This window comes from Ruania zhangjianzhongii (assembly GCF_008000995.1).
Taxonomy (GTDB): Bacteria; Actinomycetota; Actinomycetes; order Actinomycetales; family Beutenbergiaceae; genus Ruania; species Ruania zhangjianzhongii.
The window spans coordinates 4,091,534-4,116,768 of record NZ_CP042828.1; the positions used below are offsets into that span (position 1 = coordinate 4,091,534).

Annotated in this window: 19 protein-coding genes; 5 read left to right on the plus strand and 14 right to left on the minus strand. The window is 69.6% G+C overall.

Annotated features, from left to right (window positions below):
- Positions 1-43: 43 nt before the first annotated feature.
- Positions 44-340: a co-chaperone GroES gene (groES, locus tag FU260_RS18915; RefSeq protein ID WP_147918456.1), complete on the minus strand. Its 297-nt coding sequence runs from the start codon at positions 338-340 to the stop codon at positions 44-46.
- Positions 341-516: 176 nt separating this feature from the next.
- A complete protein-coding gene (locus tag FU260_RS18920) occupies positions 517-1,233 on the minus strand; it encodes a TetR/AcrR family transcriptional regulator (protein WP_147918457.1) in 717 nt (238 codons plus the stop codon).
- A gap of 381 nt (positions 1,234-1,614) precedes the next feature.
- On the opposite strand from FU260_RS18920, the gene FU260_RS18925 reads away from it, so the two are divergent.
- Positions 1,615-4,701 (plus strand): glycoside hydrolase family 2 TIM barrel-domain containing protein, encoded by a 3,087-nt coding sequence (locus FU260_RS18925; RefSeq protein ID WP_147919618.1) that lies wholly within the window; start codon positions 1,615-1,617, stop codon positions 4,699-4,701.
- A 123-nt stretch (positions 4,702-4,824) separates the two neighbouring features.
- Here the strand turns inward: FU260_RS18925 and FU260_RS18930 are convergent, their stop codons facing one another.
- On the minus strand, positions 4,825-5,925 hold the full coding sequence (locus FU260_RS18930) for a PrsW family intramembrane metalloprotease (protein ID WP_147918458.1): 1,101 nt from the start codon (positions 5,923-5,925) through the stop codon (positions 4,825-4,827).
- A 195-nt stretch (positions 5,926-6,120) separates the two neighbouring features.
- On the opposite strand from FU260_RS18930, the gene FU260_RS18935 reads away from it, so the two are divergent.
- From FU260_RS18935 to FU260_RS18945, 3 genes are read left to right on the plus strand one after another with little or no spacing between them, the layout of a single operon-like run.
- A complete protein-coding gene (locus FU260_RS18935; RefSeq protein WP_147918459.1) occupies positions 6,121-6,684 on the plus strand; it encodes a hypothetical protein in 564 nt (187 codons plus the stop codon).
- 56 nt (positions 6,685-6,740) lie between these two features.
- A complete protein-coding gene (locus FU260_RS18940; protein ID WP_147918460.1) occupies positions 6,741-7,937 on the plus strand; it encodes a class I SAM-dependent methyltransferase in 1,197 nt (398 codons plus the stop codon).
- A 54-nt stretch (positions 7,938-7,991) separates the two neighbouring features.
- The gene (locus FU260_RS18945; protein WP_147918461.1) at positions 7,992-9,140 is read left to right on the plus strand and encodes a glutamate--cysteine ligase; all 1,149 of its coding nucleotides are present in this window, start codon (positions 7,992-7,994) and stop codon (positions 9,138-9,140) included.
- 124 nt (positions 9,141-9,264) lie between these two features.
- Here the strand turns inward: FU260_RS18945 and FU260_RS18950 are convergent, their stop codons facing one another.
- The 3 genes from FU260_RS18950 to FU260_RS18960 form a co-directional block, all read right to left on the minus strand.
- Positions 9,265-11,067: an OmpL47-type beta-barrel domain-containing protein gene (locus FU260_RS18950; RefSeq protein ID WP_210418123.1), complete on the minus strand. Its 1,803-nt coding sequence runs from the start codon at positions 11,065-11,067 to the stop codon at positions 9,265-9,267.
- Between the two features lie 177 nt (positions 11,068-11,244).
- Positions 11,245-15,120, minus strand: a complete 3,876-nt coding sequence (locus FU260_RS18955) for a ThuA domain-containing protein (protein WP_244951288.1) — start codon at positions 15,118-15,120, stop codon at positions 11,245-11,247.
- 148 nt (positions 15,121-15,268) lie between these two features.
- Positions 15,269-16,285 (minus strand): multicopper oxidase domain-containing protein, encoded by a 1,017-nt coding sequence (locus FU260_RS18960; protein ID WP_147918463.1) that lies wholly within the window; start codon positions 16,283-16,285, stop codon positions 15,269-15,271.
- 503 nt (positions 16,286-16,788) lie between these two features.
- On the opposite strand from FU260_RS18960, the gene FU260_RS18965 reads away from it, so the two are divergent.
- Positions 16,789-17,766, plus strand: coding sequence for a hypothetical protein (locus FU260_RS18965; protein WP_147918464.1), 978 nt, complete (start codon positions 16,789-16,791; stop codon positions 17,764-17,766).
- 144 nt (positions 17,767-17,910) lie between these two features.
- Here the strand turns inward: FU260_RS18965 and FU260_RS18970 are convergent, their stop codons facing one another.
- The 8 genes from FU260_RS18970 to alr all read right to left on the minus strand — a co-directional run bounded on the left by FU260_RS18970 (position 17,911) and on the right by alr (position 25,166).
- Positions 17,911-18,417, minus strand: a complete 507-nt coding sequence (locus FU260_RS18970) for a gluconokinase (RefSeq protein WP_235912483.1) — start codon at positions 18,415-18,417, stop codon at positions 17,911-17,913.
- A 21-nt stretch (positions 18,418-18,438) separates the two neighbouring features.
- Positions 18,439-20,151, minus strand: coding sequence for a glycoside hydrolase family 3 protein (locus FU260_RS18975; protein ID WP_147918465.1), 1,713 nt, complete (start codon positions 20,149-20,151; stop codon positions 18,439-18,441).
- Complete coding sequence (tsaD, locus tag FU260_RS18980) at positions 20,148-21,212, minus strand: tRNA (adenosine(37)-N6)-threonylcarbamoyltransferase complex transferase subunit TsaD (protein WP_147918466.1); 1,065 nt, start codon at positions 21,210-21,212, stop codon at positions 20,148-20,150. Before tsaD ends, FU260_RS18975 begins: the two co-directional genes overlap by 4 nt.
- A gap of 10 nt (positions 21,213-21,222) precedes the next feature.
- Positions 21,223-22,107, minus strand: a complete 885-nt coding sequence (locus tag FU260_RS18985; protein WP_147918467.1) for a sulfurtransferase — start codon at positions 22,105-22,107, stop codon at positions 21,223-21,225.
- Between the two features lie 6 nt (positions 22,108-22,113).
- Positions 22,114-22,626, minus strand: coding sequence for a ribosomal protein S18-alanine N-acetyltransferase (rimI, locus tag FU260_RS18990; RefSeq protein WP_147918468.1), 513 nt, complete (start codon positions 22,624-22,626; stop codon positions 22,114-22,116).
- Entirely contained in the window at positions 22,623-23,321 is a 699-nt protein-coding gene (gene tsaB / locus FU260_RS18995) for a tRNA (adenosine(37)-N6)-threonylcarbamoyltransferase complex dimerization subunit type 1 TsaB (protein ID WP_235912482.1), read from the minus strand. Before tsaB ends, rimI begins: the two co-directional genes overlap by 4 nt.
- A gap of 5 nt (positions 23,322-23,326) precedes the next feature.
- Entirely contained in the window at positions 23,327-23,836 is a 510-nt protein-coding gene (tsaE, locus tag FU260_RS19000) for a tRNA (adenosine(37)-N6)-threonylcarbamoyltransferase complex ATPase subunit type 1 TsaE (RefSeq protein ID WP_210418124.1), read from the minus strand.
- Between the two features lie 190 nt (positions 23,837-24,026).
- Positions 24,027-25,166 carry an alanine racemase gene (gene alr / locus FU260_RS19005; RefSeq protein ID WP_147918470.1) on the minus strand — a complete coding sequence of 380 codons (1,140 nt, stop codon included), beginning with the start codon at positions 25,164-25,166 and terminating at the stop codon, positions 24,027-24,029.
- Positions 25,167-25,235: the final 69 nt, after the last annotated feature.

The following is a 25,235-nucleotide window of genomic DNA, read 5'->3' on the forward strand; positions in this document are numbered from 1 at the left end:
CGACCCATAGCGGGTCGGAGCCTTCGCGCGTCAGCTCAGTGAGTCACTTCTGGACCACGGCGAGCACGTCGCGGGCGGAGAGAATGAGGTACTCCTCGCCGGCGTACTTCACCTCGGTGCCGCCGTACTTGCTGTAGATGACAACGTCGCCCTCGGCGACGTCCAGCGGGACGCGGTTGCCGTTGTCGTCGACCCGACCCGGGCCGATCGCCAGCACCTCACCCTCCTGGGGCTTTTCCTGAGCGGTGTCCGGGATAACGAGCCCGGACGCGGTGGTCTGCTCGGCCTCGAGCGTCTTGACGACGATCCGGTCCTCGAGCGGCTTGATGGAGACCGACACTGCGGACCTCCCCTTCGCATGAGTGGTGAACATTGACAAAGCTCTCCCGCCGCCTCAGCACCCAACCGCCGTCGCGGGGGCCGGTCAGGACTGGTGCGTGCGGGTGAACGCTCCCTCCGAAGAAGAAGCCTCGTGTCTAAATCTAGGCACCTGTTAGCACTCGGTCAAGGCGAGTGCTAAAGCGAGTCGACGGCGGGGTCCACTCCACCGTCGTAGTCACCTGGCTCCGGGGCCGCCTGCGGCGGGCATGCGCGCCACTGCTGGCGCAGCATGGCGATGTCGGTGAGCACCGCAGCGTCGGTGACCACGAGCGCGAAGTAGTCCCGCAGAATCTGTGCCGCGCTGATCACCTCGGGCTCGTGCAGCGAGTGCAGTTGCACTCCGTCCCAGAGCGCTACCACTGTGGCTGCGGCGGTCTTCGGGTCCACCCCCGGGCGCAGCAGTCCGGCCGCGGCCAGCTCCTCGAACTCGGCGGCGATCCCCTCCCGTACCTTCGCGAACCGGGAGGCGAAGTACTCCTGGGCCGGGTGGCCCCGGGTGGCCGACTCGGCGCTGAGCACCGCGTACAGCTGGATCAGGTGCGGGATCTCCTCGTTCGCCACTGCCTGACCCACCACCCGGTCGGGGAACCCGCGCACTCCGGCGTTCCCGCCGGTGAACTTGTGCGCGTCCCGGTGGGCCATCGTCGCCCAGAGCAGTTCCTGCTTGCTGCCGAAAAAGTGCAGCAGGCTCGAGGGGCTCATCCCCGCCTCGGCCGCGATCTGCCGGATCGTGGCGCCGCGGTAGCCGTCCCTGGAGAACGCCTGCGCCGCCGCGGTCACGATCCGCCGGCGCCGCTCGGCAGACTTGCGGTAGTGCCCCCGCGGGCCGCGCGGAACGGACGCTGCTGCCACCTGCACTCCTTTCCTGGAGCCGAGTCTCGTGCTCCGGCCCGGGCCGCGGGCAGGGCCCCGGCCCCTACCTAGGGTCGAGCCCTTGGTCTGGTCGAGCCGCGGCCTGCGGCGGTCTGGTCGAGCCTCGGCCTTGAGACCGGTTCTCGGATCCTTCGCGATGCGGTCGGCGCTGCCGAGCGTACCGACCAGTCTAATCTCGAACGCTCGATCGGGTTTGTGTTAGCGTGCCGCACGTGTCCAGGAGCACAGGTAATCGGCTCCTCGCGCTCCCTCGCCGCACGATCGCGCCATGCCACCGCCGAAGCCGCAAAGGAACCCTCCGTGCCCGACACTCCGCAGACCACTGCTGTGCACACTGCCACCCCGGCACCCGGTGCCCCGATCCCGGGCTCCCCCGCTGCACCGCACACCTCCTTCGCACCGGGAAGCGGTGCCCTGGCCCCGGCGCGCTCCGCGCTGCACAGCGATGCCGGCCGCCTCGACCTCAGCGGCCAGTGGCAGTTCCGCCTGCTGCCGGGAGTGCCCGCCGCCGCCGGCGCGCAGGCCGCACCTAGCACCCCGGCAGGTTCCGCCTCCCTCCCCGAGCACGAGGCCCCCGAGTCGTTCGCCGCCCCCGGCTATGACGACTCCGGCTGGGACACGATCGCCGTGCCTGCGCACTGGGTGCTGACCGGCCAGGGCCGCTACGGCCACCCGATCTACACCAACGTGCAGTACCCGTTCCCGATCGATCCCCCGCACGTGCCGGACGAGAACCCGACCGGCGACTACCGCCGCACGGTCACGATCCCGGCCGACTGGCTCGGCACCGGCCGGATCCTGCTGCGCTTCGACGGGGTGGAGTCCTTCTTCTGGCTCTGGGTGAACGGTGAGCTGATCGGCTCGGCGGCGGGCAGTCGGCTGGCGCACGAGCTGGACATCACCGAGGCCGTCCACGCGGGTGAGAACACGGTCGCCGTGCGGGTGGCGCAGTGGTCGGCCGGCTCCTACCTGGAGGACCAGGACCAGTGGTGGCTGCCGGGGATCTTCCGCGAGGTGACCGCCCTGCACCGGCCGGCGGGTGGTGTCCAGGACGTCTGGCTGGACGCGGACCGCGACCCGGTCACCGGCGAGGGCTACCTGGTCCCGGAGATCACCGCCACCGAGGACGCGTTCCCGATCCGACTCCAGCTGCCTGCCCTCGGCGTAGACGTGCACTGGGCCTCCCCCGAGGCGGTGGACACGATCGACGTCGGGCCGGTGCAGGCCTGGTCGGCCGAAGACCCGGTGCGCTATCAGACCACGGTGAGCTCCGCCGTCGAGACGGTGACGCTCGAGGTGGGCTTCCGCAGGGTGGAGATCGTGGGCGATCAGTTCCTGGTGAACGGGCGCCGGGTGGTGTTCTCCGGGATGAACCGGCACGAGTCCCACCCCGACCGTGGCCGGGTATTCGACGAGGCCGATGCCCGTGCGGACCTGGCGCTGATGAAGCAGCACAACGTGAACGCGATCCGCACCTCGCACTACCCGCCACATCCGCGGCTGTTGGACCTGGCGGACGAGCTGGGCCTGTGGGTGGTGCTGGAGTGCGACCTGGAGACACACGGTTTCGGCGGCGGCGGCTGGGTCGGCAACCCGAGCGATGACCCGCGCTGGCGCGAGGCCTACCTGGACCGGATCGTCCGCACAGTGGAGCGGGACAAGAACCATCCGAGCGTGGTGATGTGGTCGCTGGGCAACGAGTCCGGGACCGGCCGCAACCTGGCCGCGATGGCCGAATGGGTGCACGACCGGGACCGCACTCGCCCGGTGCACTACGAGGGTGACTACACCGGCGCCTACACCGATGTCTACTCCCGGATGTACGCGAAGGTGCCCGAGACCGCCTCGATCGGCACCGACGGGGACCACACCGCGCTGCTGGGCTGCTCAGTGGCTGAGTCCACGCGGCAGCGGACCAAGCCGTTCGTGCACTGCGAGTACGCCCACGCGATGGGCAACGGTCCGGGCGGCTTGACCGAGTACCGGCAGATGGTGGACGAGTTTCCGCGGCTGCACGGCGGCTTCATCTGGGAGTGGCGCGACCACGGCATCCGCACGTCCACCGCCGACGGCGTCGAGTTCTTCGGCTACGGGGGCGACTTCGGCGAGGTGGTGCACGACGGCAACTTCGTGATGGACGGGATGATTCTCTCCGATGCCACCCCGACCCCGGGGCTGGCCGAGTTCGCCGCGGTGGAGGCGCCGGTGCTCCTCCGGCGCGCCGGGCGCGGCGTGGTCGAGGCGCGCAGCCGCTACCACTCGATCGACACCGCCCACCTGGAACTGCACTGGCGAGTGGAGGTCTCCGGGCACGAGGTACTCTCCGGCGCTACTGCCCTTGCCGACGACGCCGGCACGCCAGTTCCACCCGGCGGGCGCACCCAGGTGCACCTCTTCTCTGCCGAGTCGCTCGACGGCGCAGCTCACCGGGGCGAGCGCGTGGTCACCGTGACGGCCGTGTTGCGCGAGGATGCGCCGTGGGCGCCGGCCGGGCACGTGGTCTCGCGCGGGCAGTGGGCCGAGCCGGTCGGTGGTGGCCCCGCTCGTACCCGACGCAGTCCGCAGGTGCCGCTGGCGCAGGCGCCGGTGGTGTTCGCCGGGGCGGAGCTGACCGGTCTGGCCGGGGAACAGGTGGCGGGCCCGGCGGTGGAGCTGTGGCGGGCGCCGACGGACAACGACGAGGGCGGGCACTCCTCGAACTATGACCAGGTGGACCCGCGCGACTTCAACGATCGCACGCCGTCGGCACCCTCAGCGGACCGGTGGCGGGCGCAGGGTCTGCACCGGCTGGTCTCCCGGGTGGTGGAGGTCAGCGGCGACACTCAGGTGCGCACCGTGCGCCGGCGGGTGTCCACGGCGGACTCCCGGGCCGGGATCGACGTGCTGGAGACCTGGACCGCTGAGCGTTCCGCGGAGGAGGTGGTCGAGGCAGTGCTTCGGGTGACGATGACGCCGAGCCCGCACTTCGAGGACGTGTGGCCGCGGCTCGGGTTGCATCTGCGGCTTCCGACCACGGTAGACGGTGCCCGCTGGTTCGGGCTCGGCCCACACGACGCCTACCCGGACACGATGGCCTCGGTGTGGCTGAGCCGGCACGAGGCCGGGATGGATGAGCTGACTGTCCCCTATGCGCGGCCGCAGGAGTCTGGGCACCGGCCGGGTCTACGCGAGCTCACGCTGTTGCGCGGCGGGCAGCCGTGGCTGCAGATCGTGGCGGAGCCGGATCCGGCCGGCCGGCGGCCCGGGTTCACCCTCGCCCGGCACAGCGCTCAGGAGGTGAGCGCGGCGGAGCACCCGCAAGAGTTGCCGGTGCCGCAGGTGCATCACCTCTACCTGGATGCTGCCCAGCACGGGCTGGGTTCGCGGGCCTGTGGGCCGGACGTGCTGCCCGGGGACATGCTGCGCCCGCAGGCGCGCACGCTCACCCTGCGCCTGCGCGCCCTCTGACCCGGGGCGCCGCCCACCCGACACCCATCTGAGTACCGATTGAGCATCTGAGGGCCGAAAGTTCGGTCCTCAGATGCTCAATCAGTACTCAAACGAACGGTCGCGCGATGCAGCGACGGCCACTCAGACCCTGAGCGCGGCACGGAACCGTGCCCGCGACTGCCCCATCTGGTTCAGCAGAGCCATCTCGTCCTGCCGGGCCCGGATGCCGGTGTGCCCGGTGTGCAGGTCCTGACGCGCATACGCCAGGGCGATGGCACTCTTCTGGAACTTCTTCATCGCGTCCTTGCCCTGAGGCCCACTACGGGCCGCCCAGTTCCGCGCGGTGCGCCGCCCCTGCATAGAGCTGATCATCTGGATCTCCTGCGGCACCACCCAGCCGGACGGCACGTACTCACCAAGCCGTTCGGCCACCACCTTGATCTCCCGGCGACGCAGCATCACCACGATGATCGCCCAGACCACCAGCGGCAGCCAGTTCACGAAGACCACCAGGGCAGCGAGGTCGGCCAAGCTGTAGGCCAGACCGGCGAACCCGTTCCACGCCATGTGCAGCAGCATCGCGCCGACGTAGCCGATCGGCAGCGCCCACACCCAGGCGATCTTGCTCTTCGAGCGGGACGCCAGACCGAGAGCGACACCGATGCACGCGGTGTAGATCACATGTCCGAAGGGGGACACCAGACCGCGGATAATGAAGGTCTGCGTCAGGGCCTCGCCGGAGCCGACGAAGTACTGGATGTTCTCCACGAAGGCGAACGCCACTGCGATCACCGAGGCGTAGACGATACCGTCCACCGGACCGTTGAACTGGCGGCGGCGGAACAGGAAGATGATCAGGACGCCGAGGCCCTTCCAGAACTCCTCCACCACCGGTGCACCGAACACAGGTGGCCAGTTCGCCGGGTTCATCGCCGGCGCGATCACTGACCCGATCGCCGGCCCCACCACGCCATTGAGCAAGCTGGACAGGAAGGTGGCGACGCCACCGCCCCAGAGGAAAGCTGCCGCCAGCAGCAACCGCGGCTCCGGCTCCCACCGATCCACCCAGATGATGGCGGAACCGACGATGGCCAGCGGGATTGCCGCGAGCAGCGCGGCGACGAGGACATTGTCAGCCCCGGCACCGATTGCCATGAAGCCGACGAAGATGAGGACGCCCAGGATGCCGAGGGAGAGCAGCACGATCTCCAGGGCGACCCGGCGTTTGCGGGGCATCGCCATGGGTACTGCACCCCACGGCTGCTGCGCGGCGGGTGCGTACTGTGCCGATGGCGGGTTGACTGCCACCGGGCTCGGTGCCGGGCGGCCGTAGGCTCCGGGCCCCTGGCCGCCCTGGTAGCCACCTGGCGCTGGTGCGCCCTGGTAAGCCTGCTGCTGGGCGTAGGCCTGCTGCTGCTGGGCGTAGGCCTGCTGCTGTTGCTGCTGGGCGTACGCCTGCTGCTGCTGCTGGGCGTACGCCTGCTGCTGCTGCTGGGCGTACGCCTGCTGCTGCTGCTGGGCGTACGCCTGCTGCTGTTGAGGGTGCGCCTGCTGCGCGGGCTGGCCCTGCGGCGGCACTCCGAACCCCTGCTGAGCCTGGGGCTGCGGCTGACTCTGTGGCGGCTGTTGACCGTATCCCTGAGGCGCCTGCTGTTGGCCAAAGCCCTGCTGCGGCTGCTGCTGCTGAGCCTGCTGCTGAGCCTGCGGCTGGCCCTGAGGTGGTCCAAAGCCCTGCTGCGGCTGTTGCTGAGCCTGCGGCTGACCCTGAGGTGGCCCAAAGCCCTGCTGCGGCTGCTGCTGCTGCTGCGGCTGCGGCTGCGGCTGCGGCTGCTGAGGGGCACCTGCCTGCGCGCCTTGCTCCTGCGGCTTCTGGGCAGGACCCGGTCCGCTCGGCGTAGTTTCCCCTGGGCCCGAGTAGCCGTCGGGCGGCGGCGTAGAAGCAGTCACAGCGAGAACCGTATCTGGTCCGGCCCACCGGATGCATCGATTGGCGTGGGCTGAACTCCCCACTCTGGTGCCGTTCCGGGCTCCCCCACTCACCGTGGGAGGATCGTAGCGTGGACTCCCGCGCGCTCTCCCTGCTGCTCTCCCCCGAGGGGTGGACACTGCTGAACCAGTTGCCGCCGTACCAGGAGGACACCGCCCTGAAGATCGCCGACGGCCTGCGCTCGCGCGGGATGGACCCGGAGCTGGTGGCGGCTGCGCTGACGCAGAGCAAGCTGCGCGCCCGGGCACGGGAGAAGTTCGGCGAGTTCGCGAACGAGCTGCTGTTCACCCGCGCCGGGCTGGAGCAGGCCACCCGGCTGCCCGTCGCCGCCCGGCATGCCCGCCGGTACGCCGACGCCGGCGCCACGCTGGTGGCCGACCTCGGCTGCGGCCTCGGCGCGGACGCGCTGGCGATGGCCGGTCTGGGTCTGCGCGTGCTGGCGGTGGAGCTGGAGGAGGAGACGGCAGCACTGGCCACGGTCAACCTGCGCGCCTTCGAGAATGCCCAGGTCCGGCTCGCCGACGCCCGCGACCTGGATCTCGCCGCCGAAGGAGTCGACGCCGTGTTCGCCGACCCGGCCCGCCGGACCCGCTCCGGCGCTCGGGTATTCGACCCGCGCGCCTACTCTCCGGACCTGGACACTCTGCTCGGGTTGCGCACCCAGGTGCCGAACCTGGGACTGAAGGTCGGGCCTGGCATCCCGTACCACGCACTACCCTCGGACACCCACGCCCAGTGGGTCAGCGTGGACGGCGCCGTGGTGGAGGCCGGGCTGTGGTTCGCCGGCCTCGCCCCGGAGGGGTCCGGCCGCAGCGCACTGCTGCTCGCCGGCGAGGACAGTCACCTGCTCTCCTGGCCCGGGGACGCCGACGCCCCCGCACCCCAAGCGCCTGCCGGCCCGCTGGGACGCTTCGTCTACGAGCCGGACGGGGCGGTGATCCGCGCCGGACTCGTCGCCCCGCTGTGCACGGAGCTCGACGCCACCCTGCTGGACTCCTCGATCGCCTACTTCAGCACCGGCACCCCTGTCGACACCCCGTTCGCGACCGGCTTCCGAGTGCTCGACTCCTTCCCCTTCGGCCTGAAGAAGCTGCGGGCCTACCTGCGGGAGCGCAACGTGGGGCGAGTGGAGATCAAGAAGCGAGGCACCGCCGTCGTGCCGGATCAGCTGCGCCAGCAGCTCGCCCTCAAGGGCGAGAACGCGGCCACGGTGATCCTCACCCGGTTGCAGGGTAAGCAGAGCGTGCTGGTGGTCGAACGGGTCTGAGACAGACCGGCCAGCCTCTGCCGCAGTCCGGCCGCGAGTGCAAAGATTGTGCCCGTGACGATCGAGTTCGCTCATTCACCGCGCTCCACTGTGGGTGTCGAGTGGGAGCTGGCCCTGGTGGATACCGACTCCGGCGACCTGCGCCAGGTAGCCCAGACGGTGCTGGACGCCGTAGCCCCGCCCGGCGGGGGTCAGCATCCGAGCATCCGTCAGGAGCTGTTGCTGAACACCGTGGAGGTGGTCTCCGGGGTGTGCACCAGCGTGCCGGAGGCGATGCGGGACCTGGACGCAGGCGCCGCCCTGGTGCGCGAGGTCAGCGAAGCGCTGCGGGTGGAGCTGATGTGCGCCGGCACGCACCCGTTCGGGCACTGGGGCAACCAGAAGGTCACCGACAAGGAGCGCTACGCCACCCTGATCGACCGCACCCAGTGGTGGGGCCGGCAGATGCTCATCTACGGCGTGCACGTGCATGTGGGCATCGAGTCGCGGGACAAGGTGCTGCCGATCCTCGGGGCGCTGCTCGCGTACTACCCGCACCTGCTCTCATTGTCCGCCTCCTCCCCGTTCTGGGACGGCCGGGACACCGGATACGCCTCCAACCGGGCACTGCTGTTCCAACAACTGCCGACGGCGGGACTTCCGTTCACCTCGATCGGCACCTGGGACGAGCTCGAGCACTACGTGCGGGACATGCTGCATACCGGGGTGATCGAGGACTTCGACGAGATCCGCTGGGACCTGCGCCCCTCGCCGAAGTTCGGCACGCTGGAGATGCGCATCTGCGACGGGCTCTCCAACGAGCTGGAGCTGGCGGCCGTAGCTGCGCTCACCCAGTGCCTGGTGGAGCACTTCTCCCGGATGATCGACGCCGGCGAACCGCTGCCGCAGATGTCGCCGTGGTTCCTGGCGGAGAACAAGTGGCGCTCGGCCCGGTACGGGATGGAGGCGATCATCATCCTGAACGAGGCCGGCGACGAGGAGCTGGTCACCCACGCGGTCGCTCGGCTGGTGGAGGAGCTCGCGCCGGTGGCCGCGGACCTGGGCTGCACCGAGGCACTGGCCGGGGTACATCAGATCATTGCCACCGGCGGTGGCGCCCACCGGCAGCGGCAGGTGGCCGCCGCCAATCCCGGGGACCTGCGCGCCGTGGTGGCGCACCTGGTCGCCGAGTTCCGCGCCGGCCGGCCGCTGCCGGTGGGCTGATCCCCGCCCCCGGTCCGGGCACCCCACCTCCGGGGTCCCACCCATCGGAGGGCACCCTGCGGGGACGGAGCCAGGTTCTCCCTTGCTTCCGTCCCCGCAGGTTGCCTCCGCCAGGTCTAGCCGATTACGCGCCGATCTCCGAGGCGGCCGCCGCACGGACGATCGCGCCGGCATCACGCGGGGTGATCACGCCGTCGTCGGCGAGCGGCTGGACGATGGCTCCGACGTGCCGGACGAACTCGCCCTGGCTCTGGTAGTCCCCGTCCTCGTCGATCCGGTCATTGATCGTGCAGCCGTCGCCCAGGTCAGCGTTGGCCACACCGGTGTCGACACCATCGATGATGACCGTTTCCCGGGTGTCCGGGCACTCCCCCGGGTCGGTGTCGCCCTCGACCACGGTGAAGCTCACGCTGTCCTCAGCGGTGTTACCCGCCACATCGGTGGCCCGGAAGTCGACCGTGTGCTCACCGACCTCAGCCACCGTCACCGGCGACTCGTACGCAGCGAACTCACCGCCGTCAAGGCTGTACTCCACCGACTCCACACCAGAATCAGCATCCGTGGCCGTGATGGTCACCTCAGCCGCACCGACATAAGCGCCAGCGTCGTCCTGCTCACCAGCAACCTCCGCGGCAACCTCCGGAGCAGTGGTGTCCTCACCCGGATCGGGCTCACCCTCGACCACGGTGAAGCTCACGCTGTCCTCAGCAGTGTTACCCGCCACATCGGTCGCCCGGAAATCAACCGTGTGCTCACCGACCTCAGCGACGACCACAGGTGCGTGGTAGTGCGTGTACTCGCCGCCATCGAGGCTGTACTGGACGGTCTCGACACCAGAGTCGGCGTCGGTGGCCGTGATGGTCACCTCAGCCGAACCGACATAGGCGCCAGCGTCGTCCTGCTCACCAGCAACCTCTGCAGCAACCTCCGGAGCAGTCGTGTCCTCACCCGGATCGGGCTCACCCTCGACCACACTGAAACTCACGCTGTCCTCAGCGGTGTTACCCGCCACATCGGTCGCCCGGAAGTCGACCGTGTGCTCACCGACCTCAGCCACCGTCACCGGCGACTCGTACGCAGCGAACTCACCGCCGTCAAGGCTGTACTCCACCGACTCCACACCAGAATCAGCATCCGTGGCCGTGATGGTCACCTCAGCCGCACCGACATAAGCGCCAGCGTCGTCCTGCTCACCAGCAACCTCCGCGGCAACCTCCGGAGCAGTGGTGTCCTCACCCGGATCGGGCTCACCCTCGACCACGGTGAAGCTCACGCTGTCCTCAGCAGTGTTACCCGCCACATCGGTCGCCCGGAAATCAACCGTGTGCTCACCGACCTCAGCCACCGTCACCGGAGACTCGTACGCAGCGAACTCACCGCCGTCCAGGCTGTACTCCACCGACTCCACACCAGAATCAGCATCCGTGGCCGTGATGGTCACCTCAGCCGAACCGACATAAGCGCCAGCATCGTCCTGCTCACCAGCAACCTCCGCGGCAACCTCCGGAGCAGTGGTGTCCTCACCCGGATCGCCGCCGCCGCCGTCGGTGACCACCAGCTCGCCCCACATCATCCCGTGGCCCGGGATCGCGCAGAAGTACCGGTAGGTTCCGGGCGTGAGGGTGATCTCGGCCTCGTAGTAGCCCTCGTTCGCGTCATAGGGGTTGGCGGTGATGTTGAGGTCGACATCGTGGTTGTAGCCGGGGGTGGACGTGTCGAAGGTGAGGGTGTGCGGCATCCCAGCCGTGTTCCCCGCCGCCACGCTGTTGTCGAAGATGACCGAGACGGTGCCGGCCTCCGCAGTCGTCGGAGCAGAGGTGTACTCGGTCACGCTGTTGCCGGCGGTCCAGGTCAGGACCTGCTGCTCCTGCTGCGGGGCAACGGGCGCCGAGATCGCGGGCGCCGTGGCACCGAACAGCGCGGTCACCGCCGCGAGGAGCGTGATGACGAGCCGGTGGACGGGCCGCCAGCGGCTAGTCCGAGGTTGAGGGGCAGTCACTTGCTGAGACATGAGAGCAATACACCTTTCGCGTGACGAAATGCTCAAGTTCAAGGGCCGGTGCGGCGGGCAGTAACTGCCCGCCACACCGGCCCGTGGGCAGACCTAGGACAGGTCCTGTACCCGGATGTTGCGGAACTCCATCAGGTCGCTGTCACCGTGGTTCTGCAGACCGATGAATCCACTGGCGAACTGCCGCAGATCCGTGGGCGGGTCACCGTCACGCGAGGACTCCTGGCCTGGCGTGTTCTCGAACTCGTTGATGACCTCACCGTTGCGCAGGATCGTGTAGTGCTGACCGACCACGCGGATCTCGTAGTCGTTCCACTCACCTCGATCCGTGGCGCCGGCATCCTCGAGGCTGACCGGGTCGAAGTTGTACACCGACCCCGTCTTCTGCGGTTCACCGGAGGGTCCGTCGTAGATCTGGATCTCGTGACCACAACTGATCGCCACCCAGGCCTCGGACTGACCCTGCCCGCACTCCGGCTGCTCCTCGGCAGTCGGGTCCGGGAACCGGACGAGCACTCCGCTGTTCGCGTAGTGGTCGCCCTCGGACACGTCCCGGAACTGCAGCCTCAGCGAGTAGTCCTCGAACTCCTCGGCCTCGTACCAGAGCATCCCCAGGCCGCCTTGTGAGGCCAGTGACCCGCCCGGAAGCAGATCGAAGTGACCACCCGGTGCCTGCCGCCAGCCTTCGAGAGACTCGGCGGTCCCGTCGAAGAGCCACCGGTAGCCGGAGTCATCGGCGTTGCCGACGTCCGACCGGGTGGCGGCATTGCTCAGCCGCCCGGCGTCACGACCGGCAAGCACATCGTTCTCGCGCAGCTGGTCGATCACGTCGTTGACGTGCCGGATGAACGCTCCGTGGTTGTCCCACTCGCCCTCATCGTTGATGAGGTCGGCGATGGTGCAGCCACCGAGGTCCTGGTTGGCTACCCCGGAGTCCTCGTCACCGATCCACACCGTCTCCCGGGAGTCGGGCACAGCGCACTCGATGGTGGCGCTGGTCTCGATGGTCTCCTCGGTCCCGTCCGCGTAGGTCACGGTCAGGGTGGCGGTGTACTCGTCCACCCGGGTGTAGGTGTGCTGCGGGTCGGCTTCGGTGGAGGTGGTGCCGTCACCGAAGTCCCACTCCCAGGCCACGCCACCGGAGTCAGATCCGGTGAACTGCACGGTGAGAGGGCTGCTCTGGATGCTCGCGGCCGACGCGGTCGGCACCGGGGTCGCCGGGCCGCCCGTGTAGGAGATACGGATCAGCTTCTGGTTCTCGTGGAGAGTGAAGAAGCCACTGCCGTAGTCGAGCATGTACAGGGCACCATCAGGCCCGAACTCGGCGTCCATCCAGCTCTGCAGCTCGTTGTCGCCACCACCGGAACGGATGATCTGACGGAGATCCTCCGCGAACGCCGGCGCACCCTGCTCGTCGACCGTGTCCGGGTCGACCGTGATGGCCGTGCGGTTGGTCGCACTGGTCTGGTCACCGAGGAGCCACTTGCCCTCCCAGTACGAAGGCCAGGCGACGTCGCTGTCGGCGTTCACCTGCGACATCCGGTAGGTCGGGCCGGACATGACCGCCTGACCGCCGCCCTGCAGGTACGGCTGGGTGTAGGTGGCCTCCTCCTCCATGTAGCTGGGGATGCCGTTCTCGTCGAGCGGGAAGACCGGGCCACCCCCGCTGGGGGCGTACCAGATCATGTTGTCCCGGGCGTCCGGAATGTCCACCAGACCGGTGTTCCGCGGCGAGTTGTTCTGCAGGTCGTCGCAGTCGTACCAGTCGGTGAGAACGGTGGCATCCTCGTTGCTGCGGTCGCGGTACGGCTGCTGGTTACCCATGCAGTAGGGCCAGCCCTGATTCCCCGCCGAGGTGATGATCGTCGCCGTCTCGTACTTCGCCGGGCCCAGCTCGGGGTCCGGCAGGTAGGCGTCCGGTCCCACCCAGGCTGCGGTGAGCCAGTCGGTGTCCGGGTCGATCTGGATCCGGGACGGGTTACGCACACCCATCACGTAGATCTCCGGGCGGGCCAGGTCTCCACCACCTTCTTCCCCAGTGAACAGGTTGCCCTCGGGGATGGTGTAGGTGCCGTCCTCTTCGGGGTGGATCCGCAGGATCTTGCCGTTGAGGTTGTTGGTGTTACCGGAGGTGCGCCGAGCATCCTGGAAAGAGATTCCGGCGTACTCCTCGGTCCAGTTGTTACCCGAGTAGCCGTCCGACCCCTGGGAGGAGTTGTTGTCCCCCGTGGAAACGTAGAGGTTTCCGTCGTCGTCGAAGGCCATCCCGCCGCCGGCGTGGCAGCAGCTGTGGATCTGCGTCTGCCAGTCCAGCAGGTCGACCCGGGTGTCCTGGTCGATGGTCTGGTTCTCCCGGTCGTAGGTGAACCGGGAGATCGTCCGCATACCGGTCCGGTCCTCGGTGTCGATCGAGTCGTACGGCATCCAGTAGACGTACAGCCAGTTGTTCTCCGCGAAGTTCGGCGAAGGCTCGATGCCCAGCAGACCTTCCTCGGTCTTGACCAGCTCACCGCCGCTACCGCGGTTGCCGAACACGTCCAGCACGGTCAGCAGGGTGACCTCACCGTTCTCCGGGTCCCACTGGTGGATGGTGCCGCAGCCCAGGCCCACGTTCTCGTCGTCCCAGGAGGGGATCGGGCCGGTGGCACACGCGCCGCGACCGATGTAGAACACTGTGCCGTCGTCGGCCACCGTCAGCCCGTGCGGCTCACCGATCTGGTCGAGCTCACCCTCGGCGTTCGTCGCCGTCAGGCGCTCGATCTCGTAGTTCGAACCGATCGTGGCCTGGCAGTCGGCGCGTACGGTACCGGTGGTCCATTGCAGGGCACCGAGCAGGTGGCTGCGGAACTGCTCCTCACCGTAGCTCTCCTCGGTGCCACCCATCCCGGTGTAGAAGGACCGGCCGCCGTCGTAGTCACGGCACCAGGAGATCGGGTGGAATGCGCCGTTGCCGTTGTCGCCGGCGTCGTAGTCCCACTCCTGCACCTGCGCCACGGTGTGCACTTCACCGATCGGGTTGGTTTCCCAGTTGTACCACTTGTCCGAGCGGGTCCAGTTCAGCGGTAGCCCCTCGTTCGCCACGTGCTGACGGTCGACGACGTTGACCGTCGCTTCCTGGACCGGGATCTCGACGTCGGGCGGCTCGATGGGCTCCTCGGGGACCACCAGCCAGTCGGCGAGCTGGGTGGAGGAGTCACCGGCGTTCTCAGTGATCTCCAGCTGGAGGAACTGGTACGCCTCGGAGTTGTCGAGCTCGTACTCCTGGCGCTGGAAGCGCTCGTCGAACTCCTCACTGCGGGTGTCCAGCTCCGTCCAGGTCTCCCCGTCCGTGGAGCCACTGACCGTCCAGGTCTGCGGGTCGCGGCCGGGGAAGTCGTTCGCGGAGACCATCGCATACTCGGAGATCACCACTGGCTCGGTCAGCTCATAGGTGATCGTCGCGGTCTCCTCGAAGGCGAGCCACTTGGTGTTCTCGTCACCGTCGGTGAGGTTGCGGGCGACTTCGCTCGGCGGGTTCTCGGCGCTCGCCACGACCTCGGTGACCAGGTTGGTACCCGCGGGGCGAGCACCGATGAGCTCGGTGAACCAGGTCGACTCCTGCTGCGCCTTCGCGGCGTCCCGGATGCCCAGGAAGCCGCCACCGTCGTTGATGTAGCCCTGCAGCGCCGCCTCTTGACCACCACTGAGTTCAGTGCCCTCGGCGGACAGGAAGACGACCCCGCGGTAGCCGTCCAGGTTCTCGTCGGTGAAGTCCGCGGGATCGGTCGAGGAGGTGACGGTGAAGCCCTGCTCCGCACCGATCTCCTCGATGGTGCTGGCGGCCTCGAGGACCGGGTCCTCCTGCTCGGCCGGGTCGCCGTGGAAGACCAGGACGTTGATGTCACCCGGCGATTCCTGGGTGGTGTCCGCGGAGTCGTCATCCTCCCCGGATGGGTCCGCGAGGGCCGGTGACGCGCTCACACTCAGCATGAGGGCGGCACTGGCCATCAGGACACCGGCATGCTTGCGTCGGCGTCCTCGGCCAGCAGGTTTGCTGGCGGGTGCTCTTGAAGTCGTGCGCACTGCTCCTCCTTTGGAGTACGTCATTCACCGGCCGGATACCGGAGACCGAGCTGGTTTAGCTGCTGTGGCCTCCTTCGTGCTGATGGAACCGATCGATCGCAGCCTGGGCGCCGTCGGGCATGGACCCGTCCTCGTTGCGGACGAGGAAGACTCCGGCCATCCCGCCATCGGAGTGGAACTGGACGTGGCAGTGGTACATCCACGCCCCAGGGCCGACGTCCTCACCGGCCACGACCTGGAATCCGAAGGAGGAGCCGGGATTGAGATCCCGGTTGTCGATGACCTCGCTGGAGTCGAGCGACCCCTGCAGGTAGCCGGTGCGGGTGTTCGCCCAGCGGTGGGCGTGCAGGTGGAACGTATGGAACAAGTCCCCGTGCCCGATACAGATGAACTCGACCGTCTCGCCGAGCCGCGCCTCGAACATCGGGGTGTCGGGCGCGGTCTTGTTGTTGATCAGCATGCCGTTGAACACCACGGTGAACTGGTGGTCCGGCAGGACGTCCCCGCGGCGGCGCACGATCAGCGCGCCGTACAGACCGGCAATCAGGCCACCGCTCCCGTGCGCGCCTCCCATGGCGTGATCGTGATAGTGCCAGTAGCCCGCACTGCCTGGTCGGCTCCGCCGGCCCAAGGACTTCTCGTGGGTGGTCCGCCAGATGTAGGTACGGGTCTGCCCGGGATCGTTGAAGGAGTCGTTGAACGGGGAGCCGTCGGACTCGGTGTCGTACAGCACGCCGTGGGGGTGGATGGACAGCCGCTGTTCGGTGGTGTTGACCAGGGTGATCTCCATGGTGTCCCCCTCGTACATCTCGAGGACGGGACCGGGGATCGTCGCCTCACCTGGGGCCAGTCCGTAGCCCACCTGGCCACCGCCCAGGTCCTCGGCGTACATGGTGATGCGGTGGGTCTCCCCTTCGGAGGTGTCGTCCTCGTCGCCTGGTGCAGCGGTGGCCGGGGTGCCGAACGCCGCCACAGCGGCCGGGGTCAGGATCGCCGTGGCCGCGCCTGCCAACACCGCGCGTCGCTGCAGCCCGTGTTCCCGTGGACCGGTTCTCGTGCTGTTCTCGGTCATGCGTCTCCCTCCGGCTGGCGCCAGAATTCCCTCCCACACCCGCCCACTCAGTGACGGGCGCCGTGGCCGACACGGATCGCGAGCTCCTCAACCCTCCCCGGGTGCGTCACTGCGTGCATATGAGGGGCTCGCCAATTGCGTGTCAGCGTAAACGACCTTCTGGATGTCGTCAACCAAAACCACTACCCCCAGCGCGATCTTCTGTACGCTATCTTCATGAAGGGGTTGCTGTTTGCCCGCTGAAGCGCTTGACTCTCTTCCGGGGTTTCCCTGACATAGATGTCCTCCACAAGGAAGTTGTGGCACATGAGATACGGAACGTTACGGACGCGACGCGCTGCGCCTCAGCGGTGCAGCCACGCGGCCGGAGCAGTTCTCATCCGGACGTCGATCCAGGTCCGCGGACACGGAGAGTTCGCGGCAGCACCCCGCTGTCCCACCACCCAGCACGTGAGCCGTCGAAGCGGCGTGCCCGGGTACCGCACCACACACAAGGAGAAGCGATGAAGAAGAGACTGTCCAGTGCTCTGATCGGCGGGCTGGTGCTCGCCGGGTTCGCCGGGTTCGGATCCGCCCCTGCCCAGGCCGCACTGACCACTCACTGCGTCGGTGAGGGCGGCGAGGTCACGGTCCCGGGCGATCTCGTCGTCCCCCAGGGCGAGGCCTGCTCCCTGGAGAACACCACGATCAACGGCAACGTGCGCGTGTCTGCCGGTGCCGACCTCGTGGGTGAGGGCGTCACCGTCAACGGGAACATCGTCATTCGCGATGACGCCTACCTCGACCTGGCCGAGTCCACAGTGGACGGCAACGTCGTCAACCGCGGCTCGTTCGGGGTCTACCTGGAGGGCACCGACGTCAATGCCTACACCACCCAGGGCACCGCCAATCCCGAGTCCTTCCTGTGGACGGACGGGGCGAACTTCAACGCTCGGGTCGCCGCCACGGGTGGCTCGTTCCTGCTGGAGAGCTCGTTCGTCGAGGGTCTCGTCCAGACCACCGACACCCAGTACACCGACATCGTCGACTCCGTCGTCGGCGGCACCCTGACCGTGACCAGCGCCGAGTTCGGTGCGATGGTCTGCGGCAGCGAGGTTGACGGCCACGCGACGTTCGCCAGTGTCGGGGTGGCGGTCCAGCTCGGCGCCAGTGGCGCACTCGCCGACTGTGCGCAGGGCCCGAGCGTCTGGGGAGGGAACCTCCTGGTCTCCGGCACGACCGGCACGGTCGAGGTCTCGGACAACATCATCCGGGGCAACCTGGCCGGCACCGGCAACGACTCGGTCGCCGCCAGCGACAACCGGGTCCGCGGTGACCTCGAGGGTCAGTTCGCCGAGCAGGAGGAGCAGTCCCTCATGCAGATGCAGCGTGAGGCGCCGGCCGAGGCCGACGCCGGGCGGGAGCTGCTCGAGGAGCTGCGTAGCGACCGGCTCGGTGACGCCGAGGAGCTCGCCGACGCTGCCGGACCGGCCAACCTCTGACCCCAGCGACGCACGCGGGCCTGCACCGTCGCACAGGCGGTGCAGGCCCGCGGGTCGAACGCTCCCGACAGCTCGGCACACAGCCCAGCACACCCCCAGGCTTGCCCACGCCCGGCCCAGCCAGCCACTGAGCCGCGCGGCGGTTCAGTGGCTGCGCAGCCAGGCCACCGCCTGGCGGGTGAGCTCATCTGGCGCCTGGGCCACGTCCAGCACCAGCCCGGACTCATCGGCCTCGAGCGGTTCGAGCGTCGCGATCTGGGAGTCCAGCAGGGTGACCGGCATGTAGTGACCCTCCCGGGCGCCCATCCGCCGCCGGATCACCTCGGCGGAGCCGTCCACCAGGATGAAGTCCACCGACGGCGGCCCGGCCCGGAGCACGTCCCGGTAGCTGCGCCGCAGCGCGGAACAGGCCATCACCGTGGAGACTCCCTCGGCGGCCCGCGTGCTCATCCAGGTGGCGAGCTCGGCCAGCCACGGCCACCGGTCGGAGTCGGTGAGCGGCTCCCCTGCGGCCATCTTGGTCACGTTCGACTCGGGGTGGTACTCGTCCGCCTCGGCGAAGGTGAAGTCCGTGGCTACGGCGATCCCGCTGGCCACAGTGGTCTTGCCCGACCCGGACACCCCCATCACCACCACATGCTGGGTGTTCACGCTGGACTCCTTCCCTCGTTCTCAGCAGCTCGAGGCGGGTAGCCCGCGAACCTGCACCGGCAGCGTACCTGGGGCATCGGCCTCACCGGTGAGCACGTCCACCGCCGCTTCGAAAGTGCCGGCCGTGTGCCCGAAAGCCGCCAGCTGCACCGGGTTTCCGGCACCGCGCAGCAGCCAGGGGCCGTCCAGGGCGATGGCCACGTCCGAACCGGTCTCCGGAGTCTCGGCGGTGACCAGCCGGATGTCGCTGTCCGCGTCCTCCTCCAACGGCACCACCTCCAGCCCACCGGCCTCGGCCGCCGCGACGAACGCGTCCCAGTCCTGCGTGGACCCGCCGCGCACGTGCACCCGCGGCCCGGCCAGTACTCCCCCGCACTCCCCGGCCACCTGGGTGATCGCAGCCCGGCTCAGCGCCAGCGAGGCGGCGGCGCCGAAGCTGGACTCGTCCGGGTCGACCGGGCCGGTCGCCTCACCGGCCTGCGCCTGCCACCGCATCATCGCGATCACCCGGCCGGCCGCCTCATCCACCCGGTCGCGGTCCAGGCTGCCGTCCTCAAGCGCATCGACGATCCCCTGGTGAGCGGCGCCGACGTCGGTAGGCCCGAGCAGCAGATCGGCACCGGCGTCCAGAGCCATCACGGCGATCTCGTCCGGGCCGTAGCTGTTCGTCAGCGCCCCCATGTCCAGGCCGTCGGTGATCGCGACCCCGGTGAAGCCGAGGTCCTCGCGCAGATGCTGGTAGGCGGCCGGTGAGAGCGAGGCGGGCAGGTCCTCATCCCAGGCGTCGACGGCGATGTGCCCCATCATCACCGTGGCGGCACCGGCGTCGATACCGGCCTGGAACGGCACCAAATCACGGCGGGTGAGCTCTCGGGCACTGGCGGTCTGCTCCGGCAGGCTCTCGTGCGAGTCGACAGTGAGCGATCCGTGCCCGGGGAAGTGTTTCAGGCTGGAGATCACGCCGCCGTCGGTGAAGCCGTCGACGGCGGCGCTCACCGTGGCAGCGACCCGTTCCGGGTCGTCCCCGGCGGAGCGGGTACCGATCGCGGCGTCGTCGGCGCCGATGGTCACATCCGCCACCGGGGCGAAGTCGAAGTTCAGCCCGCTGGCGCGCAGCTCGATCGCCATCGCCTGGGCGGCATCATGGGTCACCTCGGCGTCGTTCGCGGCACCGGCCGCCATGAAGTCCGGGAACGAGGTCCACGGTCCGGTCTCTGCACTCAGGCGTTGCACCAGCCCGCCCTCGTTGTCGACGGCGAAGATCGCCGGCCAGGACCGGTCCAGCTCTGACTGGGCTGCTTGGATCGCCTCCGAGGTGGCCACCACCTGGTCCAGTGAGCCGACGTTCTCGCCGAAGAGCACGAGTCCGCCCAGGTGGTACTGGCTGAGCTGGTCGGCGGCGGCCGCCGGGTCGGTGCCCGGGTAGCGGGCCAGGATCACCTGACCTGCCACCTGCTCCGGGCTCATCGCCGACGCTGTCGCGATCGCGGCCTCCACCTCGGCCTCGGTGGGGCCCCAGGGCAGCGGTTGCGCTGTTGCGCTCTCCGACGGTGACTGCGAGGGGTCGGTGGTCTCCTCGGGCGGTGTGGTCGGCGGCTCCGCTGGCCCGGTGGGCGTGCAGGCGGCGAGCGCGAAAGCCGCCAGCACCAACGCCACCAGTGCGCGCAGCCCCCACCCCGCACCACGCCCACCGCGCACCCCGCGCCCCACGCGCACCCCGCCTTTCTCCGTCATGAGGCGGCGAGGACCTGGGTGAGCGGCATCCCGGAATCGATGGTGATGTCCAGGTCCGACGGCGGCAGGCCGGCGGCCACCACGGCCGAGCCGAGCGCTGCGATCATTGCCCCATTGTCTGTGCAGTAGCGGATCGGTGGGATCCGCACGGTGATCCCGGCGTCGGCGAACCGTTCGGCGGCCAGCTCGCGCAGCCGGCTGTTCGCGGAGAACCCGCCGCCGATCACCACCGTGTCCACTCCGCGGCTGGTGGCCGCGGTCAGCGTCTTGGTCACCAGCACGTCGGCCACGGCTTCGGAGAACGAGGCGGCGATATCGGCTGCCGGCACGTCCTGGCCGGCGTCCTCGAACCCCTCCACCACCCGGGCCACGGCGGTCTTCAGTCCGGAGAAGGAGAAGTCGTAGGCGTGCCGGGCCAGGTCCCGGCTACGGCTGAGGCCGCGGGGGAAGGCGAAGGCTGCCGGGTCTCCGGTCTGCGCGAGCCGGTCCACGTGCGGTCCGCCCGGATAGGGCAGGTCGAGCAGGCGTCCGACCTTGTCAAAGGCCTCGCCAGCGGCGTCGTCAAGAGTCTGGCCGAGCTCGGTGACGTCGGTGGCGATGTCCCGCACGTGCAGCAGGCTGGAGTGGCCACCAGAGACCACCAGCGCGAGGAACTCCTCCGGGAACGCACCGTCCACCAACGCATCCACCGCCACATGCCCGAGGATGTGGTTCACCCCGTACAGCGGCACCCCGAGGGCGAGGGCGAGCGCCTTGGCGGCCCCTACCCCCACCGTCAGCGATCCGACCAGCCCGGGACCGGAAGTCACTGCGACGGCGTCGACGTCCGCCAGGGTGATCCCGGCTCGCGCAGTGGCAGCCGACAACGTGGGCCCGAACGCCTCCAGATGGGCTCGGCTGGCCACCTCGGGGACGATGCCACCGAACCGGGAGTGCTCATCCATCGACGAGGCGGTGACGTCCACCAGCAGCTCGTTCCCGCGCACCAGCGCGATCCCGGTCTCGTCACACGAGGTCTCGATGCCCAGCACCAACGGAGAAGGGTCGGACTCGAGCGCCATAGGCACCAGCCTACGCCGGTTCGCTGGGGCCCGAGCCTGGCGTCTCCAGGCCGGTCGCCACCGGGCGAGCAGCATCGGCGGCCCACTGGGAGAAGGAGCCGGCGTAGAGCCGAGCATGCACCCCGATGCTCTCCAGCGCGGCCACCTCGTGTGCCGCAGTGACCCCGGACCCGCAGTAGACCACGACGTCTGAGTCGGCGGCCACACCCATCTGCGCATACTGCTGACGCAGTTCGTCAGTGGACCGGAACCGGGCCGCCTCGTCCAGGTTCTCGCTGGTCGGGGCGCTGCGGGCACCGGGGATGTGCCCGGCGCGCACGTCCACCGGTTCGTTGTCACCGGTGTACCGCTCCGGGGCGCGGGCATCCAGCAGTACCCCGGCCTGCCCCACCCGAGCGGCCTCGTCCGCATCGGCCACCGGCATCTGACCATCGACCAGAGTCACATTCCCGGGTGCGACCGCGACGTCACCGTCCTCGAGGATGCCGCCCAGTTCGCTCCAGCCGGCCAGACCGCCGTCGAGGATACGGACATCGGCCACACCGCCCCAGCGCAGCAGCCACCACGCGCGGGCGGCAGAGGTGCCGCCGGCGTCGTCATAGACCACCACCGTGTCGCCGTCGTCGACGCCCCAGCCGCGAGCGGCCTGCTGCAACCGGGGCAGGTCCGGGAGCGGGTGCCGGCCGGCCTCCGGGGTAGCCGGGGAAGCCAGGTCGGCATCCAGGTCCACGAACTGGGCCCCGGGGATGTGCCCGGCCACGTAGTACTTGTGCCCGTTCGGTTCCGCCAGGGACCAGCGCACGTCGAGCAGCACCACCCGGTCCCCTCGTGCCATCAGGTCCTGCAGCTGAGCCGGGCTGATCAGGACGGCCGCTCGGGAGTCCTCAGTGTCCACCAGTTCTCACTCCTCAATCGCCTCTGACCCGACCGGGCCGAGGCTAGGGGTCATCGGCCGCAACGCCAGCTGCATCACCAGCGCGTCGGCCCCTTCGGGTTGGTAGTAGCCGCGACGCACGGCGAGCGGTTCGAAACCGAACGACCGATAGAGCGCCTGAGCTCCGTCGTCGCTGATCCGCACCTCCAGGAACACTGACTCTGCCCCGGTGCGGCGCGCCTCGTCCAGCAAGGCAGTGAGCATGGTGCGGGCATGTCCCTGCCGGCGGTGCGAGGCCGCCACGCCGATGGTCATCACCGTGGCCTCGATCCCGGTGGCCAGACCGGCATAGGCGATCACCCGGTCCGGTTCGCTGGATGTCCCCACGGGCGTGGCGACCACCAGGTAGCACCGGTCGGCGCGCTGCAGTTCCTCCTCGTACACCCCGCGGGACCACGCTCCGGCACCGAACAGCTCGGGCTCGAGCGCGATCACCACGCCCAGGTCCTCGCTGCGCATCGGGCGCAGCAGTGCGGTCATGACGCGCGTTTCCTCCGGCTCGGCGGGGCGATGTCCGGGCTGCGCAGGTACAGGGCCTGAGTGGGTTGTGCCGCACCGGCGGCGGCCCGTTCCTGGGCCAGCCGGCCCAGCGTCGCAGCATCCACCACGTATCCACCGACTGCCTCGATGGCCGCCTGGTCGCGCCCGGGTGCCAGCGACTCGGGGTAGAGCCGGACGCCGGCGCCGACCGCCGTCCCGGCGTCGATCAGGTCGGTGTGCTCGGCGGCGAGCTCGGCAGCGGTGGCCACCCCCGGCCCGGCCACGGTCTGCACCCCGGTCTCGGTGCGCCGGTAACGCCCCCAGTACACCTCGCGGCGGCGGGCGTCGGTGGCGACCAGGATCTCGGTGCCCGGGGTCGCGGCCGCCGCGGCGATCGCCTCCAGCGAGCTCACCCCGAACGCCGGGATGCCGCGGGCCTCGGCGAACGTGCGCGCAGTGATCAGCCCGACCCGTAGGCCGGTGAACGGCGCCGGACCGGTACCCACGGCCACCTCGGTGATCTGCGCCGGGTCCGCCTCGGCCTGCTGCAGACAGGCGGTGATCAGCGGGGTGAGCGTCTCCACGTGCCGGCGGGTTTCCTCGCTGCGGGCTCCGGCGATCTCTTCTCCGGCTCGCAGCAGCGCCACGGCCACCCCGTCGGAGGTGTCCAGGCACAGCGTCAGGCTCGCGGTCACAGTTCTTACTCTAGAACGTCCGCGAGCGCCGCCAGGTCGGTCTGCGCCCACCGCTCGCCCACCGCGCGGAGCACCGCGCGCCGGGGTGGCTCGACGGCTCCGGGGTCGGTGCTGCCGCGGGGACGTTCCAAGACGACCTCCAGCCGGTCCTGGGCGAGCTGCTCCACCAGATCGGCGCCCCACTCCACCACGGTGACCGCGGCGTCCATCGAGCTGTCCAGATCGAGGGAGTCGACCTCGGCCAGCGAGGTGAGCCGGTAGGCGTCCACATGGATCAGGCCTGGGCCGGAGCCGAGTGGGCGGTGCTCCCGGGCGATGATGAAGGTGGGGGACGAGACGCGTCCGCGCACGCCGAGGCCGTCACCGAGGCCCTGGGTGAGGGTGGTCTTCCCGGCGCCGAGCCCACCGGTGAGGATCACCAGGTCCCCGGCGTGCAGCAGGGAGGACAGCCGGCACCCGAGCGCTGTGGTGGCCGCCGCGTCGGGCAACGTGACGACGACGCCGTCCGCGCTCACGCTGTGCCTCCTGTGCGCAACCACTGCGGTGCCTCGCTCCGGCACCCTGGGCCCGCAGCGGCTCCCGGCGTACCTACGCGGGGGCTCCTCGCGCTCACGGCGTCCTCCCTGCGTGAGCACTGCGGCGCCTCGCTCCGGCACCCTGGGCCCGCAGCGGCTCCCGGCGTACCTACGCGGGGGCTCCTCGCGCTCACGCGCCTTCCCCGAGGTAGACCCGAGGCACCTGCCTGCCGAGCCGGGTGACGATCTCGTAGCTGATCGTGCCGGCCGCTTCCGCCCAGTCCTGCGCGGTCGGTTCGCCGTCTGCCCCGGACCCGTACAGCACGGCCACATCCCCGGCCTGCACCCCACTCCCGCGCCCGATGTCCAGCACGAACTGGTCCATGCACACCCGCCCGGCAATCTGGTGCCGACGCCCGCCGAGAAGCACCGGCGCCGCGTTCCCGGCGTGCCGCGGGATACCGTCGGCATAGCCGAGCGGGATGTTCGCCAGCGCAGTCTCCTCGGTGGTGGTGTAGGTGTGCCCGTAGGACACCCCCTGCCCGCGGGGGGCGTCCTTGACCAGGTGCACCTGAGCCTCCAGCCGCATCGCCGGGGTCAGTCCCGCCTGCGCGGACGGCAGCGTGTCCGGCATCGGGGAGAGCCCGTACACCGCGATCCCCGGGCGGACCAAGTCGTAGTGCACCTCGGGCACGCTCAGCGTGGCCGCCGAGTTTGCCAGGTGCCGCACCTCCAGCGCTGCTCCGGCCTGCTCGGCACGCTGAACCGCCTCGGCGAATACGCCGAACTGCTCCCGCACCCCTGGGTGGTCCACCTCGTCGGCACGAGCCAGGTGGGACCATACGCCCACCACGGCCAGTACTCCTTCGGACTGCAGCCGGACCGCATCGGCGAGCACCGCCGTCCAGTCCTCGAAGAACGCTCCGCCGCGGCCCAGGCCGGTGTCCACCTTCAGGTGGACCCGGGCGGTGATCCCGGTGGCGCGTGCTGCTGCGGCCACTTCGGCCAGCGCCCAGGCGGCCGGTACGGACACGTCGATCCCGGCGCGCAGCACGGATTCGAACGGGGCACCCGGCGCGTACAGCCAGGTGAGGATCGGTGCGGTGATCCCGGCCTCGCGCAGGGCGAGGGCCTCCGTGATCTGCGCGGCGCCGAGCCAGGTGGCCCCGCCGCGCAGGGCTGCGCGGGAGGCCGGCACCAGGCCGTGCCCGTAGGCGTCCCCCTTGACCACGGCCATCACCTGGCTGCGGGGGGCGAACTCCTGCAGTCGGGTCACGTTTGCGGCGATCTGGTCCAGATCCACGACGGCGCGCGCCGGGTAATAGCTCACTCCCCTAGTGTGCCAGGCAGGCACCCGTGCGACGGCGGAGCTCCCCCTCGCAGGCGCGCGTCACGCGGT

Coding starts and splice junctions, on each gene's coding strand:
- FU260_RS18930 (WP_147918458.1), bottom strand. CDS start 5,925: ATGGCGATGCCCCGCAAACGCCGGGTCGCCCTGGAGATCGTGCTGCTC.
- FU260_RS18960 (WP_147918463.1), bottom strand. CDS start 16,285: ATGACCGAGAACAGCACGAGAACCGGTCCACGGGAACACGGGCTGCAG.
- rimI (WP_147918468.1), bottom strand. CDS start 22,626: ATGACCGCACTGCTGCGCCCGATGCGCAGCGAGGACCTGGGCGTGGTG.
- tsaD (WP_147918466.1), bottom strand. CDS start 21,212: ATGGCGCTCGAGTCCGACCCTTCTCCGTTGGTGCTGGGCATCGAGACC.
- FU260_RS18965 (WP_147918464.1), top strand. CDS start 16,789: ATGAAGAAGAGACTGTCCAGTGCTCTGATCGGCGGGCTGGTGCTCGCC.
- FU260_RS18975 (WP_147918465.1), bottom strand. CDS start 20,151: ATGACGGAGAAAGGCGGGGTGCGCGTGGGGCGCGGGGTGCGCGGTGGG.
- FU260_RS18955 (WP_244951288.1), bottom strand. CDS start 15,120: ATGCTGAGTGTGAGCGCGTCACCGGCCCTCGCGGACCCATCCGGGGAG.